The organism is Guyparkeria sp. WRN-7, assembly GCF_001641825.1.
Taxonomy (GTDB): Bacteria; Pseudomonadota; Gammaproteobacteria; order Halothiobacillales; family Halothiobacillaceae; genus Guyparkeria.
The window spans coordinates 133,243-150,586 of record NZ_LRFH01000015.1 but is presented as its reverse complement, the minus strand read 5'-3'; the positions used below and the strand labels follow the sequence as shown (position 1 = coordinate 150,586).

General features: G+C 66.7%; 16 protein-coding genes. 3 read left to right on the top strand and 13 right to left on the bottom strand.

Features of this window, described 5'->3' with window-relative positions:
- The first annotated feature begins 48 nt into the window (after positions 1 to 48).
- From AWR35_RS07875 to aroE, 3 genes are read left to right on the top strand one after another with little or no spacing between them, the layout of a single operon-like run.
- Positions 49 to 1,608: an inactive transglutaminase family protein gene (locus AWR35_RS07875; RefSeq protein ID WP_058575405.1), complete on the top strand. Its 1,560-nt coding sequence runs from the start codon at positions 49 to 51 to the stop codon at positions 1,606 to 1,608.
- Positions 1,608 to 2,588, top strand: coding sequence for an alpha-L-glutamate ligase-like protein (locus AWR35_RS07870; protein WP_197408173.1), 981 nt, complete (start codon positions 1,608 to 1,610; stop codon positions 2,586 to 2,588). Before AWR35_RS07875 ends, AWR35_RS07870 begins: the two co-directional genes overlap by 1 nt.
- Before the next feature lie 8 nt (positions 2,589 to 2,596).
- On the top strand, positions 2,597 to 3,454 hold the full coding sequence (gene aroE / locus AWR35_RS07865; protein WP_058575404.1) for a shikimate dehydrogenase: 858 nt from the start codon (positions 2,597 to 2,599) through the stop codon (positions 3,452 to 3,454).
- A 75-nt stretch (positions 3,455 to 3,529) separates the two neighbouring features.
- Here aroE and AWR35_RS07860 read toward each other — a convergent pair whose 3' ends face one another.
- From AWR35_RS07860 to flhB, 13 genes are all read right to left on the bottom strand, one after another.
- A complete protein-coding gene (locus AWR35_RS07860) occupies positions 3,530 to 3,964 on the bottom strand; it encodes a DUF2802 domain-containing protein (protein WP_058575403.1) in 435 nt (144 codons plus the stop codon).
- Positions 3,961 to 4,452 carry a chemotaxis protein CheW gene (locus AWR35_RS07855; protein ID WP_066185118.1) on the bottom strand — a complete coding sequence of 164 codons (492 nt, stop codon included), beginning with the start codon at positions 4,450 to 4,452 and terminating at the stop codon, positions 3,961 to 3,963. Before AWR35_RS07855 ends, AWR35_RS07860 begins: the two co-directional genes overlap by 4 nt.
- A 50-nt stretch (positions 4,453 to 4,502) precedes the next feature.
- The gene (locus AWR35_RS07850; RefSeq protein WP_058575402.1) at positions 4,503 to 5,486 is read right to left on the bottom strand and encodes a hypothetical protein; all 984 of its coding nucleotides are present in this window, start codon (positions 5,484 to 5,486) and stop codon (positions 4,503 to 4,505) included.
- On the bottom strand, positions 5,486 to 6,322 hold the full coding sequence (locus tag AWR35_RS07845) for a ParA family protein (protein ID WP_058575401.1): 837 nt from the start codon (positions 6,320 to 6,322) through the stop codon (positions 5,486 to 5,488). The genes AWR35_RS07850 and AWR35_RS07845 overlap by 1 nt, the downstream gene beginning before the upstream one ends.
- Positions 6,319 to 7,392, bottom strand: coding sequence for a chemotaxis response regulator protein-glutamate methylesterase (locus AWR35_RS07840; protein ID WP_058575400.1), 1,074 nt, complete (start codon positions 7,390 to 7,392; stop codon positions 6,319 to 6,321). Before AWR35_RS07840 ends, AWR35_RS07845 begins: the two co-directional genes overlap by 4 nt.
- 3 nt (positions 7,393 to 7,395) lie before the next feature.
- The gene (locus AWR35_RS07835) at positions 7,396 to 9,495 is read right to left on the bottom strand and encodes a chemotaxis protein CheA (RefSeq protein ID WP_058575399.1); all 2,100 of its coding nucleotides are present in this window, start codon (positions 9,493 to 9,495) and stop codon (positions 7,396 to 7,398) included.
- Positions 9,496 to 9,588: 93 nt separating this feature from the next.
- Positions 9,589 to 10,350: a protein phosphatase CheZ gene (locus AWR35_RS07830; RefSeq protein ID WP_058575398.1), complete on the bottom strand. Its 762-nt coding sequence runs from the start codon at positions 10,348 to 10,350 to the stop codon at positions 9,589 to 9,591.
- A 9-nt stretch (positions 10,351 to 10,359) separates the two neighbouring features.
- Positions 10,360 to 10,746, bottom strand: coding sequence for a chemotaxis response regulator CheY (cheY, locus tag AWR35_RS07825; RefSeq protein WP_058575397.1), 387 nt, complete (start codon positions 10,744 to 10,746; stop codon positions 10,360 to 10,362).
- A gap of 125 nt (positions 10,747 to 10,871) precedes the next feature.
- Positions 10,872 to 11,594: an RNA polymerase sigma factor FliA gene (locus tag AWR35_RS07820; RefSeq protein ID WP_058575396.1), complete on the bottom strand. Its 723-nt coding sequence runs from the start codon at positions 11,592 to 11,594 to the stop codon at positions 10,872 to 10,874.
- Positions 11,591 to 12,481 (bottom strand): MinD/ParA family protein, encoded by an 891-nt coding sequence (locus AWR35_RS07815; RefSeq protein WP_058575395.1) that lies wholly within the window; start codon positions 12,479 to 12,481, stop codon positions 11,591 to 11,593. Before AWR35_RS07815 ends, AWR35_RS07820 begins: the two co-directional genes overlap by 4 nt.
- Positions 12,478 to 14,001: a flagellar biosynthesis protein FlhF gene (flhF, locus tag AWR35_RS07810; RefSeq protein ID WP_082664009.1), complete on the bottom strand. Its 1,524-nt coding sequence runs from the start codon at positions 13,999 to 14,001 to the stop codon at positions 12,478 to 12,480. The genes AWR35_RS07815 and flhF overlap by 4 nt, the downstream gene beginning before the upstream one ends.
- A 43-nt stretch (positions 14,002 to 14,044) precedes the next feature.
- Positions 14,045 to 16,075 carry a flagellar biosynthesis protein FlhA gene (gene flhA, locus AWR35_RS07805; RefSeq protein ID WP_231723580.1) on the bottom strand — a complete coding sequence of 677 codons (2,031 nt, stop codon included), beginning with the start codon at positions 16,073 to 16,075 and terminating at the stop codon, positions 14,045 to 14,047.
- A gap of 126 nt (positions 16,076 to 16,201) precedes the next feature.
- Entirely contained in the window at positions 16,202 to 17,341 is a 1,140-nt protein-coding gene (gene flhB, locus AWR35_RS07800) for a flagellar biosynthesis protein FlhB (RefSeq protein WP_058575393.1), read from the bottom strand.
- Between the last annotated feature and the right edge of the window lie 3 nt (positions 17,342 to 17,344).

The window sequence follows — 17,344 nt, the reverse complement described above, 5'->3', positions numbered from 1 at the left end:
TTCTGAACGCCCGGCCTGTCGCCGCCCACCGGAGACCAGCACGCCATCATGAGACGTTTCCACCTGCTGTTCGTCGTTCTGCTGCTGACCCTGGTGGGCCTGTCGGTGGCGTACTACAAGCACAGTTCCCTGGGCTTCCCGCTCACGCCGGACCGGGAAACCGAGACCTGGACCGTCGAGGCGCAGATCGCCATGGATACCGGCGCGGGGCCGGTGTCGGTGCGTTTTGCCCTGCCGACCGCCCCACCGCATTACTCGGTGCTCGACGAGAGCTTCGTCTCGCGTGGCTGGGGACTGACCACCCAGTCCACCGACCGCCAGCAGGAAGCGGTCTGGACCAAGCGCAACCCGGAAGGCGACCAGACGCTCTACTACCAGGCGACGGTGTATCGGGACCAGGAGGAGATCGAGTCCTCGCCCTACCCCGGTCCGGCCGACCCGCCCAAGCTCGAGGAGCCGCTCAAGTCGGCGGCCGAAGCCTTCATCGAGGAAATCCGTGCCGAATCGGCGGACATCCAGACCTTCGCCACGCTGCTGGTCAAGGAGGTCAATGCCGCCCGCCCGCACGAGAACATTGCCGCGTTCCTCAAGCCCGATGCCACCGAGGCCGAGCGCACGCGCCTGGCGATCCGGCTGCTGGCGATCGCGCGCATCCCCGCCCGCATGAGCCATGGCGTCACTCTCAAGGACGAGGGGCGCAATCTGCGTTCGACCACCTGGCTGGAGGTGCACAACTCGCGCCGCTGGGTGCCGATCGATCCCCGCACGGGCAAGGTCGGCTATCCGCGCAATTTCCTCGTCTGGTGGTACGGCGACCGTCCGCCGATCGAGGCATCCGGGCTGGATGAGTCGGAGCTGACCTTCGCCACCACCCGGACGCTGCGCGATGCCGTCGAGACCGCCCAGCTGCTGTCGACGATCGCCCAGTCGCGGCTGATCGACTTCTCGCTCCTCGAATTGCCGATCGACGTGCAGAACACCTACCGGGTGCTGCTGCTCGTCCCGCTGGGCGCCCTGATCATCGTGCTGTTGCGCAACATCATCGGCATTCGCACCTTCGGCACCTTCATGCCGGTGCTGATCGCCCTGTCCTTCCGCGAGACCGAACTGGTCGGCGGCGTGGTGATGTTCACCCTGATCGTGGCGCTCGGCCTGGCGATCCGCTTCTACCTCGAGCACCTCAAACTGCTGCTCGTGCCGAGACTGGCCGCGGTGGTGATCGTGGTGATCCTGCTCATGGCGCTGATCAGCATCGTCTCGCACCAGCTCGGCCTGCAGGTCGGCCTGTCGGTGGGACTGTTCCCGATGGTAATCCTGGCGATGACCATCGAACGGGTCTCGATCGTCTGGGAAGAGCATGGCCCGGCCGACGCCCTCACCCAGGGCGCGGGCTCGCTGGCGGTGGCCGCACTCGCCTACCTGGTGATGGTCAATACCTACGTCACGCACCTGTTCTTCGTCTTCCCGGAGCTGCTGCTCGTCGTGCTGGCGCTGACCCTGCTGCTGGGCCGCTACACCGGCTACCGTCTGACCGAGCTGTTCCGCTTCCGGGCCTTCAAGACGCTGGCGCATGCCAAGCGTCCGCCGGCGCCCGAGGATTCGCGCTGATGGCAATCAACTGGCCCATCTCGCCGCGCCGGCTGCGCGAGCTCGGGGTGCTGGGCATGAACCAGCGCAACGGCGAGTTCATCGCCGAGATGAACTCGCGGCGCTACTACCCGCTGGTGGACGACAAGCTCCTGAGCAAGGAGCTGGCCGAGGAAGCCGGCCTGACCGTGCCGCAACTCTACGGCGTGATCCGCACCACACACGAGATCAAGGGGCTATCGACCCTGGTCGGTCAGCACGAGGAGTTCGTGATCAAGCCGGCCAACGGCGCCGGCGGTGACGGCATCCTCGTGATCGAGGGCAAGCAGTCGGACAAGCCGCTGGTCTATCGGCGCAGCTCCGGGCGCCCGATCGACATCGACAGCATTGGCCTGCACATCTCCAACATCCTCGCCGGGGCCTACAGTCTCGGCGGCCGTCCCGACGTGGCGTTGATCGAATACCGCGTCAAATTCTCGCCGCTGTTCGCCAAGATCAGCTTCCAGGGCGTCCCGGATATCCGCACCGTCGTCTACCGTGGCCACCCGGTAATGGCCATGGTGCGCCTGCCGACCAGTCAGTCCGACGGCAAGGCGAACCTGCACCAGGGGGCGATCGGGGCGGGAGTCGACATGGCCAGCGGCCGGACGCTCGGCGGTGTCGCCCATAATGCCCACGTCACCCATCACCCGGACACGCACGAACCCATCAGCAACATCGCGATTCCGGAATGGCAGTCACTGCTGGAGATGGCGGCGAAATGCAGCGACATCACCGGGCTGGGTTACATCGGCGTGGACGTGGTCCTCGACCGTGACCTGGGCCCGCTCATCCTCGAACTCAATGCCCGCCCGGGGCTCTCCATCCAGGTTGCAAACGGTGAGGGTTTGCGTCACCGTATCGACCGCGTCGACCGGCATCTGGCGCACCTCGACGGCCACGAAACCGCCGCGGAACGCGCCGCCTGGTCGCGCGAGAATCTCGCCCCCATGAACCTGTGACCCACGCCATGCCCCAGCGCTACGCCGTCATCGGCAATCCGATCGAGCACTCCCGGTCCCCCCTGATTCATCAGGCCTTCGCCCGTCAACTGGGCATCGACCTGAGCTACGAGAAGCTGTGGGCGCCGATCGACGGCTTCGAGGAGGCGGTCAACGCGTTCCGCGAGGCGGGCGGTCGCGGCATGAATGTCACGGTCCCGTTCAAGCTGGAGGCATACGATCTCGCCGCCCGACGCAGCGAGCGCGCCGAGCGGGCACTCGCCGCCAACACGCTGGTATTCCCCGAATCGACGGACGAGCCGATCTTCGCCGACAACACCGATGGTGTCGGACTGGTCAACGACCTGGCCTTTCACGGTCTCAAGCTCGAGGGCAAACGGGTCCTGATACTGGGCGCCGGCGGCGCAACGCGAGGCGTGCTGGCCCCGCTGCTCGGCCAGAATCCCCAAGAAATCCTGGTCGCCAATCGCAACCCCGAGCGGGCCTACGGCCTGGTCGAGGAATTCAGTGACGCGGCCGGTGAATGCCGGTTGTCCGGCTGCCCGCTGGAAGGTATCGAGGACAGCCTGTTCGACCTGATCATCAACGCGACGCCCGCGAGCCTGACGGCCCAGCTGCCACCGCTTCCGGACACCCTCGTCGGGGCGCGCACCGTCGCCTACGACATGGCCTACGGCGCCGAGGCGACCATCTTCATGCAATGGGCCGAGGAGCGTGGCGCCCGCCAGACGCTCGACGGACTGGGCATGCTGGTCGAGCAAGCCGCCGAGAGCTTCTCCCTCTGGCATGGCCAGCGCCCGGACACCGCACCGGTGCGCGACCTGCTGCGCGACGACATCCAGCAAGCCGCCGCCGAGACAGACTGATCACCGCCGCCCGAACGAGAAGAGGCCCGCGCCATCGGACGCGGGCCTCTTTCGTTTCCAGCCGAGCTCTCGGGATTACAGGGTCGGCCGGGGATCCTCGTCCGGGCGATTGACCCGCATCAGCAGTCGGGCCTCGCTCTCGGAAAGGCCGAAATCCTCGATCAGCTCGTCCACGCTCACCCGCCCCTGAGAGGCCAGACGCAGCGCATGACCGAATCCAGGCTGGTCGTCGTCCGCAGCCACCGCGTCGATGCGGGCATTGACCTGGGTCAGCCGGTCGAGTGTCTCCCGGCCCTGCTCGTCGAGCTGGTCGATGTGCCGGCCGAAACCGGCCAGAGCCGATTCGAGACCGCGATGCTCGCGCTCCAGGCGCTCCATCTGGGTCTGAAACCAGCGCTCGCGGGTCAACTGGGCCTGCTTGAGGCCACGATGGAGCGACAGGCTGACCAGCAAGGCGACCAGGGCCAGGATCAGGGCAGCAGCGGCAAGCCAGAGCGGCGGTATCGTCATGGGGTCGCGAGGTCGGAAAGGCTTTTCATGTCGACAAGGATAATCAGTTTCTCGTCCTGAGGCACGATCCCGAGGATGTGGCGCGCTCGGTCGTCCGACACCGACATCATGGCCTGGTCGACCACCGACTCCGGCAAGGCGATCACCTCGGCGACGCTGTCGACCACCAGGCCCACGATCTCGCCCGAGGCGACCTCGATCACCATGATGCGGCTGTTCTCGTCCCAGGCCTTGCGCTCCAGGCCGAAAAAGGTACGCGCATCGACCACGGTGACGACATTGCCGCGCAGGTTGATGATGCCGAGAATCGCATCCGGCGCCCCGGGGATCGGCGTGATCTCGGCGTCGCGCAGCACTTCCTGGACGTCGAGCACGTTCAGGGCATAGGTCTCGTCATCGACGGTAAAGTTGACCCAGCGCGACAGGGGGCCCTTGTCCTGCCCCTCCAGCTCTTCGTCGTACTGTTCGGGCGCGTGCGTCATATCCATCGCTTGGTTCGTCATCTCTCACCTCGTCTCCGGCCCATCGGGCACGGACCTTATCGGGATCCTTTCAGGGCCGCCCGCAGGCCGGGCACGTCGAGCACCGCCACGCCAGCCGCGGGATGGGTGCCCGCCAGCCAGCCGCGCCGCTCGGCCTTCTGCGACTCGCTGCGCCACTGGACGGCGTCGGCATCGAACGCCGCGGGCGGATCGGCCGGCTCGCCGAGCACGCCCCACAGGCCACCCGGCCCGAGCAGCAATACCTCCGCGTCATCCCCTCGCGGTCGCGCCCCGGTCACGTTCGCCAGCGACAGGATCAGCCGTGGCCGACCGTCGACTGTCAGCGCACCGGCCACCTGTGCCGGCGCGCCCGGCAACGGGTCGAGCGCGGCATCGACATGGCGCGAGACCACCGCCTCGGCCGGGACCGCCAGAGTCATGCCGCCGACACGCAACCACGCCCACGGCGACGGCTCGGCCTCCTCGACCGGGGCCTCGGGTTCGGCCGACATGGCCGCCATCATCTCGTCGGCGGCCTCCGGGGCCGCGTCAGACGGTTCGTCCACGACGTCATCCCGCACCGGCTCGGGCTCGACCATCGACTCGTCGATCGCCGTCGCAGCCGTCTCGTCCGGTGCCGAAACCATTTCCTCGACGAGTGCCGCCGACGCCGCGACGTCCTGCGCTTCCGGATTGTCCGACTCGGCCGTCGGCTCGTCGGCCGTATCAAACACCTCCGGCGAGGGCATCTCGTCGCTCTCGTCCCGCGGCACCGCCGCTTCGGCCTCGGCGTCTCCTGCATCGACCGGCACCGGAACCTCGTCTTTCGCTGCCTCGTCCGCCTCGGTCTCGACGGCGGCCGATTCGCTCGTTTCGGCGGCAATCACCTTGAGCCCCGGGGTCTTGCGCGAGCGCGACGAGGGGGTCGGCTCGTCCTGCTCGGGATCACGGAGCAGACCATCGAGGTAGGCGGTGATCGCCGCGTCCTGATCGACGATCGACTGATTGCCGGACTGACTGCGCTGTTTCTCGGCTGCCATCAGCGTGACTCCTTGACGCGGGCCCCACTGGAGGCCACATCGGGGGCCGGTGCCATCGACTGGCCACCCACATGGGTCTCGAGCCATTGCAGGAACTGGCGGTAGGCCTCGCTGCCACGCGCATCGGCATGGATCATCGGCAGCGGCTTGCCCTGGCGGCTGGCCTCGCGGAACTGGGTGTCGATCGGGATCACGTCCGTCCAGACGTCGTCGTCATAGCGGTCGTGCAGGATGCGCAGGGTGTCGTGCGAGGCCCGTGTCCGGCGATCGAACATCGTCGGCAGAATGACGTATTCGAGCCGCTCGTGGCGCGAGCGTTGCACCATTGCCAGGGTACGCAGCATCCGTTCGAGGCCCTTGAGGGCCAGGAATTCGGTCTGCACCGGCACGATCAGGAACTCGGCCAGCGCCAGGGCATTGACCATGGTGACGCCGAGGATCGGCGGGCAGTCGATCAGTACGTAGTCGTAATCTTCGCGAATGCGCTCGACCGCGCGCTTGAGCACCAACCCCATGCCGTCGCGCATGCCCAGCTGGCGATCGAGCGTCGCGAGCGCGGTGGAGGCCGGCATCAGGCTGATGCCGTCGAAGGCGGTCGGATGAACTACCCGCGCCGGGTCGAGCGGCTGGCCCTCGGCGGCCGACTTGAACAGCGAGTAGACGCTGGCGCCGGGTGCCTCGGGCTCCATGCCGAAGTAGACCGTCATCGACCCGTGCGGATCGAGATCGACCAGCAGCACGCGCTTGCCGTCGCGCGCCAGGTGACCGGCAAGGCTGACACTGGTGGTGGTCTTGCCCACCCCGCCCTTCTGATTGGCAACGGCCCAGATCTTCATCGCAACGCTCCTCCGATCGCCGCACCGATCTGCCCCAGCGGCAGGATCGATTCGGCCAGGTTGGCCTTGGCCACCGCGGCCGGCATGCCGTAGATCACGCTACTGGCCTGGTCCTGCGCCCAGACGTGACCGCGCCCCGAAACGATTTGTTTGGCACCTTCGGCACCGTCATCGCCCATACCGGTCAGGACCACCGCCAAAAGGTCGTCGCCGGCCACGCGGGCCGCCGAGGAAAAGGCCAGGCTGACGCTGGGCCGGTAGTGCTCGTCGGTCACGGGGGCACGCAGGTTCAGCTTGTACGCTCCCGGCCGGCCCGCGATCTCGCCGTGCTTGCCGCCGGGAATCACGTAGGCCGTACCCGGACGCAGGAGCTCGCCGTCACCGGCCTCGACCACCCGGATGGGCATGGAATCGTTCAGGCGCTGGGCGAACGGCCCGGTGAACGCGCCCGGCATGTGCTGGGCAATGACGATCGGCACGGAAAATTCGGACGGCAACTTGCCGAGCACGGCCGGGACTGCGGCAGGGCCACCGGTCGACGCCCCGATCACCACCAGACCCTGCCGGGACAGAAACCCCGCCGCAACGCCGTGGCTGGCGCGAGCACCACCCGACGGTCTCGCTGCCGGCTCGGCACGCGTGGTCGCCAGCGTGCTGCCGTTCTCACGCTGGGCGCGCAGCGCCAGCATGCGCACGCGCGAGCACAGTCGCCGACCGGATCGCGCCAGCGTGTCCTCGGGGTCGTCACCGTTTTTGGGAAAGAAATCGACCGCGCCGGCATCCAGCGCGTCCAGGGTCGCCTCGGCGCCGGCCTTGGTCAGGGCCGAGAGCATCAGGATCGGCGTCGGGCAGCGCTCGGCGATGCGCCGTACCGCCGAGATGCCGTCCATGATCGGCATCTCGACATCCATCGTGATGATGTCCGGCTTGAGCTCGCAGGCCTTGAGTACAGCCTGCCGGCCGTTGGAGGCCTCACCGATCACCTCCAGACGCTCATCGCTCGCGAACACCTCACGCAGTGCGCGGCGGAAGAACAGCGAATCGTCGACGATCAGAACGCGAATGGGCATCGATCAGGCCACCGAACGCAGACGGTTGCGACCCCGGCCGCCGGCGTTGCGGCGCACCATACCCGGCAGGTCGAGGATCAGGGCAATGTGACCGTCGCCGGTGATGGTCGCGCCGGCAAAGCCCTCGACCACGCGCAGCAGCTCGCCCAGCGGCTTGATCACCACTTCCTCCTGGCCGATCACCGAATCCACCACCAGCGCCATCAGCTGGGCGCCGTGCTGGACCATGACGACCTGGTCGGTTTCGCTTCGCTCGCCCGGCCCCTCGCCACGCAGCGCCAGCCAGTCGGTCATGCGGAACAGCGGGACTGCCCGGTCGCGGACGGTGATCGTCGCCTGACCGTCGACGACGTTCACCTCCTTGTCGGCCATCTCGAAGATCTCGTTGACCACCGACAGCGGAATGGCGTACTTGCGGCCGCTGACGATCACCATCAGCGTCGGCAGGATCGCCAGCGTCAGCGGCACCTTGATGTTGATCTGGGTGCCCTCACCCGGCTCGGAGTCGATGCTGATCGTCCCGGACAGCCGGGTGATCGCGGTCTTGACCACGTCCATGCCCACGCCACGGCCGGAGATGTCCGAGATCTCCTCCTTGGTGGAGAAGCCGGGCTGGAGGATCAGCTCGAAGCACTCCTGGTCGGTCAGGCGCTCGGCGCTCTCCGGGTCGACGACACCCTTTTCCACGCCCTTGCGGCGCAGCACCTCGGCATCCATGCCCGAACCGTCGTCCTGGATCGCCAGACGGATGTGATCCCCTTCCTGGGCCGCCGACAGCAGCACGGTGCCGGCCCGCGGCTTGCCCTTGGCCTCGCGGTCGTCGGGCATCTCGATACCGTGGTCGACGGAGTTGCGCACCAGGTGGATCAGCGGATCGGCGAGCGCCTCGACCAGGTTCTTGTCCAGATCGGTGTCCTCGCCCTCGAGCTCCAGATTGACCTCCTTGCCGAGGGTGCGGGCGGTGTCCCGCACCACGCGCGGGAAGCGGCCGAAGACCTTCTTCACCGGCTGCATGCGGGTCTTCATCACCGCGCCCTGCAGATCGGAGGTGACCATGTCGAGCGTGGCGATCACCGACGCGATCTCCTCGTTCTCGAAAGTGGCCTTGAGCGTGTTCATGCGGTTGCGCACCAGTACCAGCTCCCCGACCAGGTTCATGATGCTGTCGAGGCGTTCGGTATCCACCCGCACGGTCGTCTCGGCCGGCGCCTTGGGCGGGTCGGCCGGCTTGGGCTTGGCAGAGCCGGAGGCACTCTTGCCGGCGGCTGCCGGCGAGGGTTGCTGCGGCTTGGTTTCGGACTTGGGCGCGGGCGACGGTTCGGCGGATGCCTCGGCAGCCGGCTGGGCGGCCGCGGTGGGGCCCTTGCCCTTGCCGTAGAGTTCGTCGAGAACGGCCTCGAATTCCTCGTCGGTGATCTCGTCGGAGTCGGCCGCCGAAGCCGCCTTGGACTCGGCTTCGGGGGCGGCGGCAGGCGCCGGTGCCTGGAACTGGCCCTTGCCGTGCAGTTCGTCGAGCAGGTTCTCGAACTCGTCGTCGGTGATCAGATCATCGTCGGCAGTCTCCGCCGCGGCGGCCGGAGCCTGTTCCGACTCGGCGGCATCCAGATCGGCCAGCATGCGGTCGAAGGCATCGTCCTCCTCCGCGACGGCCGGCTCAGGCTCCTCGGCGGGAGCGGGTGCTTCGGCCGGCGCGTCGGCAGCGGCCGGCTCGCCGGCCTGGTGGGCCAGCCCTTCGATCTCCTCGAGGAAGGCGGGGGACACGGCGTCGGGATACTGTCCGGCCCGCAGATCGTCGAACATGCCGTTGAGCACGTCGATCACCTGCAGCATCACGTCCATGATGCGGCTGTTCATGGCGATCTCGTGATTGCGCAGCAGGTTGAAGATATCTTCGGCGCGGTGGCAGACCTCCACCAGCGGGTGCACCTCGAGGAAGCCTGCACCGCCCTTGACCGTGTGGAAGGCGCGGAACACCGAATTGAGCCTGTCCGCGTCGTCGGGCGACTGCTCGAGTTCGATCAGTTGCTGATCCAGCCCGTTGAGCAGCTCGCCGGCCTCAATCAGGAAATCCTGCAACAGCTCATTGTCGGGTTCGAATGCCATGCTTGCCTCTCATTCGCTCTGTGACGCCACCGCCGGCCGCGTCACCTGTCATGCCCGACCGCGCTCGGCGGGCCATACCCCCACCCGCCGGACTCAGAATCCCAGGCTGGCAAGAAGGTCGTCGACGTCGTCCTGGTTCTTGACCACGTTTTCACCGGCATTGGGCAACTGCGGCCCGACACCGTCCTCGGCACTCTCGACCTTGGCGCTGTCTGCCTTGCTGCCACGCACCGGGGCCGTGATCTGCAACAGTCCCACCAGCTTCTCTTCCAGCTGCTCGAGCAGGTCGATCACCCGCATCAGCAGCTGACCGGAGAGATCCTGGAATTCCTGGGCCATCATGATCTCGGTCAACTGTCCCTTGAGACGCTCACCGCTGCCGGTGGTCGCCTCCAGGTATCGCGTCATCGACTCGACCACGCTTCCCAGTCGGGAGTTATCGGCCTCGCTCGCGGCGACTTTAGCCAGCTCGTCCTTCAGCCGCGTTGACCGGTCGACGATCTTCTCGGCCATCGGGGTGGCCTCTTCCGTGATCGAGAGCGTGCGGGTGGCGGCCTGTTCGGTCAGCGTGATCACGTAATGCAATCGGTCGCGCGCGTCGGGCATCTCGTCCTGCGTCAATGATCCGAGGCGCTCGTCCTCGGCGAAACTCCGCAGGGTGTCATGCACCTCGCGGGTCATGCGCCCGACCTCGTCGAAGATGGTTCCGGAGTAGGCGGCAGTCAGTTCACCGATCAGACGCGCCTCGCCGGCATCGTCCTCGTTCTCGATCGCTGCCACCAGGGCCCGGGCGTCAGCCAGCCGCTTGTCGCGGTCGACCAGCGGCTGGAAGTCCTGCTCGTCAGATTCACTCATGCCGCGCCCCTATGACTCGACGCGCTCGAAGATCTTGTCGATCTTCTCCTTGAGAGTGGCCCCGTTGAATGGCTTGACGATATAGCCGTTGACGCCCTCCTGGGCGGCCAGGACGATCTGCTCGCGCTTTGCCTCGGCGGTCACCATCAACACCGGCAGGCTTGCCAGCCCCGGGTCGGCGCGCACGTTGCGCAGCAGGTCGATGCCGGTCATGCCCGGCATGTTCCAGTCGGTGACCAGAAAGTCGAAGTTGCCCTGCTTGAGCAGCGGCAGCGCCGTCTGGCCGTCGTCGGCCTCCTCGATGTTGGTGAAGCCGAGCTCCTTGAGGAGGTTCTTGATGATCCGGCGCATCGTGGAGAAGTCGTCCACCACGAGGATCTTCATGTTTCGGTCCATTTTCGCCCCTGGGATCGTTGGTCAGTACCAGGCAAGTTGCCTTGTTAAAACGTGAGTATGTGGATCTATCGGCGCCGGACGGGAAAGATTGAGCCCTTTATCGCCCCCGTTTGCCGCCGGCTGATTCATTGCCAGGCGTTCATGGCGGTCTTCAGCCGCATGATCGCCTTGTTGTGGATCTGGCAGACGCGCGACTCGCTGACGCCGAGCACGGCCCCGATCTCCTTCTGGTTCAGTTCGTCGACATAGTACAGCGACATCACGAGTCTTTCCCGTTCGGGCAGCTCGTCGATGCAATCGGCCAGATCACGCTGGAAGTGATTCTCGGCCAGCGCCTCGTCGGGCTGCTGGCTGTTGGGGTCGGCCACGTCGAAGGTTTCGTTCTCGCCCTCGCCGGCATGGTCCAGCGAGGTGACATGCACGGAGGAGGCATCGCTGATCGCGGCATGATACTCGTCGAGCGTGATGCCCATGCGCTCGCAGACCTCGGCATCCCGTGCCTCGCGACCGGTCTCCGACTCGATTTCCGCCACCGTCTGGGCGATCTCGCGCTGCCGGCGGTAGACCGAACGCGGCGCCCAGTCGTTGCGACGCACCTCGTCGAGCATCGCCCCGCGGATGCGCAGGCCGGCGTAGGTCTCGAAGGAGGCGCCCTTCTCGCCATCGAACAGGCGCGCCGCGTCGAGCAGGCCCACCATCCCCGCCTGGATCAGGTCCTCGGCCTGGACGTGGGAAGGCAGCCGACCGAGCAGATGAAAGGCGACCCGCTTGACCAGACCGGCATGCTTGGCGACCAGCGCCTCGGTCGATCCGGCCTGCACATTCTGATACATGGCACGAGCGTTCATAGCAGATTCTCGGGATCCAGCTCCACGTTGTTCACCAGGCGTTCGACGAAGAACTGCAGCTGACCTTGCGGGCCGCGCGGTGCCGGCCACTGATTGACCTTGTCCGCCATCGCCGTGAAGGCACGGGTCGACTTCGCGCCGCCGTAGAGCTGCACGACGGTCTTCTGACGCTGCACGGCTCGGCGCAGATAGTCGTCGAACGGCACCGACCCCATGTGCGTCAGGGTGACGTCGAGGAATCGCTTGGCCGCCACCGAGAGCTTCTCGAACAGCCGCCGTCCCTCCGCGGCATCACGCACCATGTTTGCCACCACGTGGAAACGGGTCACGTCATGCTCGCGCGACAGCACCTTGATCACGGCGTAGGCATCGGTGATCGAGGCCGGCTCGTCGCAGACCACGACCACCACCTCGTTGGCTGCCTCGGCGAAACGCACCACCGAGTCGGCGATGCCGGCGGCCGAGTCCACCACCAGGGTGTCCACCGGCCAGCGCATCTCGGAGAAGGCCGAGATCAGGCCGGCATTCTCGGCCGGTGTCAGTGCGGCCATGTGGGCCACGCCGCTGGATGCCGGCAGGATGCCGATCCCTTCCGGCCCCTCGAGCATGATCTCGTCCAGGGTTGCCGAGCCTTCCAGCACATGGGACAGATTGCCTCGGGACTGTAGACCAAGCAGGACATCGACATTGCCCAGCCCCAGGTCGGCATCCATCAGCACCACCCGGTCGCCGCTGCGCGCGAGGGCCACCGACAGGTTGAGCGAGACGTTGGTCTTGCCCACGCCCCCCTTGCCGCTGGTCACGGCAATCACGCGCACCGGGCGGTTGGACGTCGCGTGGCGGGCGCCGTCGGCCTGGTCGTGCCCGCCTCGGGGCTCGGTTGTCATCCGGCTTGCTTGAGCATCCACAGCGGATCATCCCTGTCGGTATGTTCGAGTTGCGACTGCCCCATCTCGAGGGCCTGCTTGATCAGGTCGGCGGCCTTGGGGAACCAGAGATCCTCGGGCACCCGCTGCCCCACCCCGGCGCAGACCAGCGGCAGGCGGCGCGGCTCGCCGTCGGCACCCGCCAGCGGGCGAACCAGCGCGGCCAGCCCGCCGCCAAGCAGCACGGTCTCGTCGAGCTTGGTCAACACCGTGCCATGCAGCGGCAGGCCGGCGAAACGTTTCTTGACGTCCTCGAGCGCCGGATACTGGGCGTTCGCGGACAACACCAGCAGCAGCTTGACCGCTTCGCCCGCCCCCATCAGGGCCTCGAGCTTCTGCATCATGCGGAAGTCGCGCTGCGACATCCCCGAGGTATCGATCAGCACCAGGTGGCGGTCGGCAACCGCCTCCAGCAACTGCGCCAGATGCGTCTCGTCGCGAGCAATATGCAGCGGCACATTAAGGATACGCGCGTAGTTGCGCAACTGCTCCTGAGCGCCGATACGGAAGCGGTCGGTGCTGATCAGCGCCACCGAGTCACGGCCGCGGTGCAGGACCGCCCGGGCCGCCAGCTTGGCAAGCGTGGTGGTCTTGCCGACACCGGTCGGGCCGACGAAGGCGTAGGTGCCGCCGGCCTCGACCGGATCCTCGGCGCGCTGCTCGAGCTGATCGCCAAGCATCTTGAGTGCCTCGACGAAGGCCCGTTCCGGCTGCTTGGCGGCCGCGGCCCGACCCAGCTCCCGGGCCAGGCCGGTCGGCAGGCCCATGTCCTGCAGACGCTGGACCGTCGACACCTCGGCCGGGTGAGCCTGGCTGAAACGGTGCCACTCCATCACGGAAAGCTGGCGCTCGAACAGGTCACGCAGCTGCGCGACCTCTTCGGTCAGGGTCGACAGGCGCCCCTCGGCGGCACCCTGGTCCTCGACCAGCCAGTCCCAGTGCGAGGGCGTGCGGTCGGACGAACGGGCGATCGGCTCGTCGGCCACCGGCGCGACCGATTCGGTCGCCCCGTCGGCCAGCTGTTCGCTCCAGGCGGCCAGTGCCTCGGAAAACGCGGCCCGGTCCTCTTCCGTCTCTTCCGCAGTCGCCGTGGGCTCGGTCGTCTCCTCGGACTCGGCCCGACGACTGCGCTCGGCCAGCATCTCGGCGGTGGTCTTCGGCGCTTCGTCATCCTTCTTCGCGCCCGCCTGCTCCTTCGGCTCGGGCTCGGCCATCGCCGGACGGGGCGATTCAGGCTGTGCCGCTTGCGCAGGGCGCTCGCTCGGTGCCGCCGGTCGCTCCGAGGCGCCAGCAATACGGGAGGCCGACTGCTGGGCCGCCGCCAGTTGGATGGCCTTCTCGTCGAAGTCCATCGCGGCAATCACCTCGACCCCGCCGGAGACCGGCTTGTTGGAGAGGATGACCGCGTCGTCTCCGAACACGCGCCGTACCTGGCGCATGGCCTCGCGCATGTCACTGGCGATGATTCGTTTGATTTTCATGTGTCACCAGACCCTTGAGCGGTTGGGTTGTCCGGTCGAGTCGTCAGCCCTCGTTCTGGTTGCCGACGCTCGCCACCACGCGTATTTCCTTGTTGTCCGGTATCTCGTGATAACTCAGCACGCTGAGCGTCGGGATCGAGTGCCGGACCATGCGCGAGAGCCAGCTGCGAATCTGCGGAGCCACCAGGAGGATGGCCGGCTTGCCACTCTGCTCCTGACGCTCGGCCGCATCCCGAAGCGACTTGTGCAGTCGCTCGGCCAGGCCGGGCTCGATTCCGGGGGCCTGATTCCCGCGCTGGGTACTGTTTAGCAAGAGCTGTTCCAACTGCGGATCGAGCGTGATGACGGGCACGGTCGGCGCCAAGCCGTTGATGTGCTGGACAATCATCCGCCCCAGCGCCATGCGCACGCTCTCCGTCAATTCCCCGACGTCCTGGGTGCGCTGCCCCTGGATCGTCAAGGTTTCGGCAATCGTGCGGATGTCGCGGATCGGAATCCGCTCGGCCAGCAGCTGGCTCAGGACCTCGACGATGGTGGTCATCGGCAGGGTCTTCGGCACCAGATCCTCGACCAGCTTCGGACTGTTCTGCTTGAGGGTGTCGAGCAGCTGCTGCGCCTGCTCGTAGCCGAACAGGTCGGCGGCGTTGTCGCCGAGGATCTGCGACAGGTGTGTGGCGACCACGGTGGCCGGGTCGACCACGGTGTAGCCCAACGCCTGCGCTTCCTCCTTCTGGCCGCGGTCGATCCAGTAGGCCTTCAGCCCGAAGGCCGGGTCGGTGGTCTGGATGCCCTTGATGTCGCCGGAAACCTGACCCGGATTGATGGCCATGTCGCGGTCGGGGAAGATCTCGGCGTTGCCGATCGGCACGCCGTTGAGGCTGATGCGGTACTCGTTAGGCTTCAAGTCGAGGTTGTCGCGGATGTGCACCGTCGAGATCAGGAAACCGAGATCCTGCGAGAGCTTCTTGCGCACGCCCTTGATCCGCGGCATCAGCTGGCCGCCCTGATTGCGGTCGACCAGCGGGATCAGGCCGTAGCCGACCTCCAGCCCGATCAGGTCGACCGGCGGCACGTCGTCCCAGGTCAGCTCCTTGACCTCAGGCTTGGCCTCGGCCGGGGCGGCTTCGGCGGCCGCCTTTTCCTCGGCCTCGACGGCATTGCGACGGGAAATCAGCCAGGCACCACTGCCGGCCAGCGCCGCCAGCCCCAGAAACGCCACGTTGGGCATCCCGGGCACCAGACCCAGGCCGGCCATCAGCCCCGCCGCGACCCCCAGCACACGCGGGTCGGAGAACATCTGCCGGTGGACCTGCTTGCCCATGTCCTCCTTCGAGGCGGTGACGCGGGTGACGATGATCGCGGTGGCCGTGGAGATCAAAAGCGACGGGATGGTCGCGACCAGGCCGTCGCCGATGGTCAGCAGCACGTAGGTCTCGGCGGCCGTGCCGAAGGGCATGCCGTGCTGGGCAACACCGATCAAGAGCCCGCCGATGACGTTGATGAACACGATCAGGATGCCGGCGATCGCATCGCCGCGGACGAACTTCGAGGCACCGTCCATCGAGCCGTAGAAGTCGGCCTCCGAGGCGATCTCCTCGCGACGATCGCGTGCCTGCTCCTGGTTGAGGATGCCGGCATTGAGGTCGGCGTCGATCGCCATCTGCTTGCCGGGCAGCGAGTCGAGGGTGAAGCGGGCCGAAACCTCGGAGACACGCCCGGCGCCCTTCGTGATCACCACGAAGTTGATCACCATCAGGATGATGAACACCACCAGACCGACGGCGTAGTTGCCGCCGATGACGAAGTTGCCGAAGGCCTCGATCACGTTGCCGGCCGCGCCGGTGCCCTCGTGGCCGTTGAGCAGCACCACCCGGGTCGAGGCGACGTTGAGCGCCAGACGCAGCAACGTGGCGACCAGGATCACCGTCGGGAAGATGGCGAAATCCAGCGGCTTGCCCACGTAGAGCACCACCATCAGGATCACCAGCGACAGGGTGATGTTGAAGGTGAACAGCGCATCGAGCCCCAGGGGCGGCAACGGCACGATCACCATCGCCAGCAGCAGGACGATCATGATCGGCGGGCCGAGCCCCTGCCCGCGATATTGACGCAGGCTGTCGCCGAGGCGCGACAGGCTGAGATTGTTGAGGCTGGATTTCATCGCTATCCGTTCTTCTCGTTATCGGTTGCGCTCGAGGCGTCAGGTGTTTGGCGGCACGGCAAAGTCGTCCGGCACCTCGGGTTCCGGACGGCCCGGGGACGGCCCGGCGCCGCGGGCGGCCTCCTTGAGCTGGTAGACGTAGGCAAGCACCTGGGCCACCGCGGTATAGAGGGCGGCCGGGATCACCTCGTCGATCTCGACATGGGTATACAAGGCCCGTGCCAACGGCGGCGCCTCGAACAGTTCGACGCCATTGGCCTGGGCGATCTTGCGCAGGTTCAGCGCCATCTCGTCGACACCCTTGGCGACCACCATCGGCGCGCCGATACCCTCGGCGTCGTACTTCAGGGCCACCGCGTAGTGGGTCGGGTTGGTGACCACCACATCGGCCTCGGGCACGGCCTCCATCATGCGCCTCTGCGACATCTGCATCTGCGTCTGGCGGATACGCTGCTTGATCTCGGGCCGGCCCTCGGTGTCCTTGTGCTCGTCCTTGACCTCCTGGAGGGTCATGCGCTGCTGCTTGTGGTGTTGCCAGATCTGGAACGGCACGTCGATCAGCGCGACCAGCAGCAGGCCGAGCGAGACGGCGAGAAAGCCCCAGGCGATCAGCGAGCCGGCGTGGGCGAGCGCTGAGTCGAACGGCTGCAGGCCGAGGCTGAGGAATTCCGCATCGAAGGCGAAGAACACGGCGATACCGATAGCGGTGATCAAGGTGAACTTGGCGAAGGTCTTGCCGAGCTCCATCAGCGCCTGGACGCCGAAGATGCGCTTGAGCCCGGAGAGCGGGTTCATCTTGGAGAGTTTCGGCGCCATCGCCTGGGTGGAGAAGTTCCACCCGCCGACCATCAGGGTGGCGACCACCGCCAGCACGATGGTGGCGAAGAACAACGGCACGAAGGCGAGAAAGCCGTTGGCGAACGCATTGGCCAGACGGCTGAACATGGCGGCCTGATCGAAGATGTCGGCCCGCGAGATGATGAACGAGTCACGCACCACCTCCGCGAGCCCCAGCATCATCTGGCCACCGAAGACCAGGAACACCACCGCCGACCCCGTGGTCAGCAGGAAGGAGTTGAGTTCCCGCGACCGCGCGACCTGGCCCTTCTCGCGGGCATCGCGCAGGCGCTTCTCGGTCGGTTCTTCGGTTTTTTCCTGACCGTTCTCGTTCTCGGCCACCAG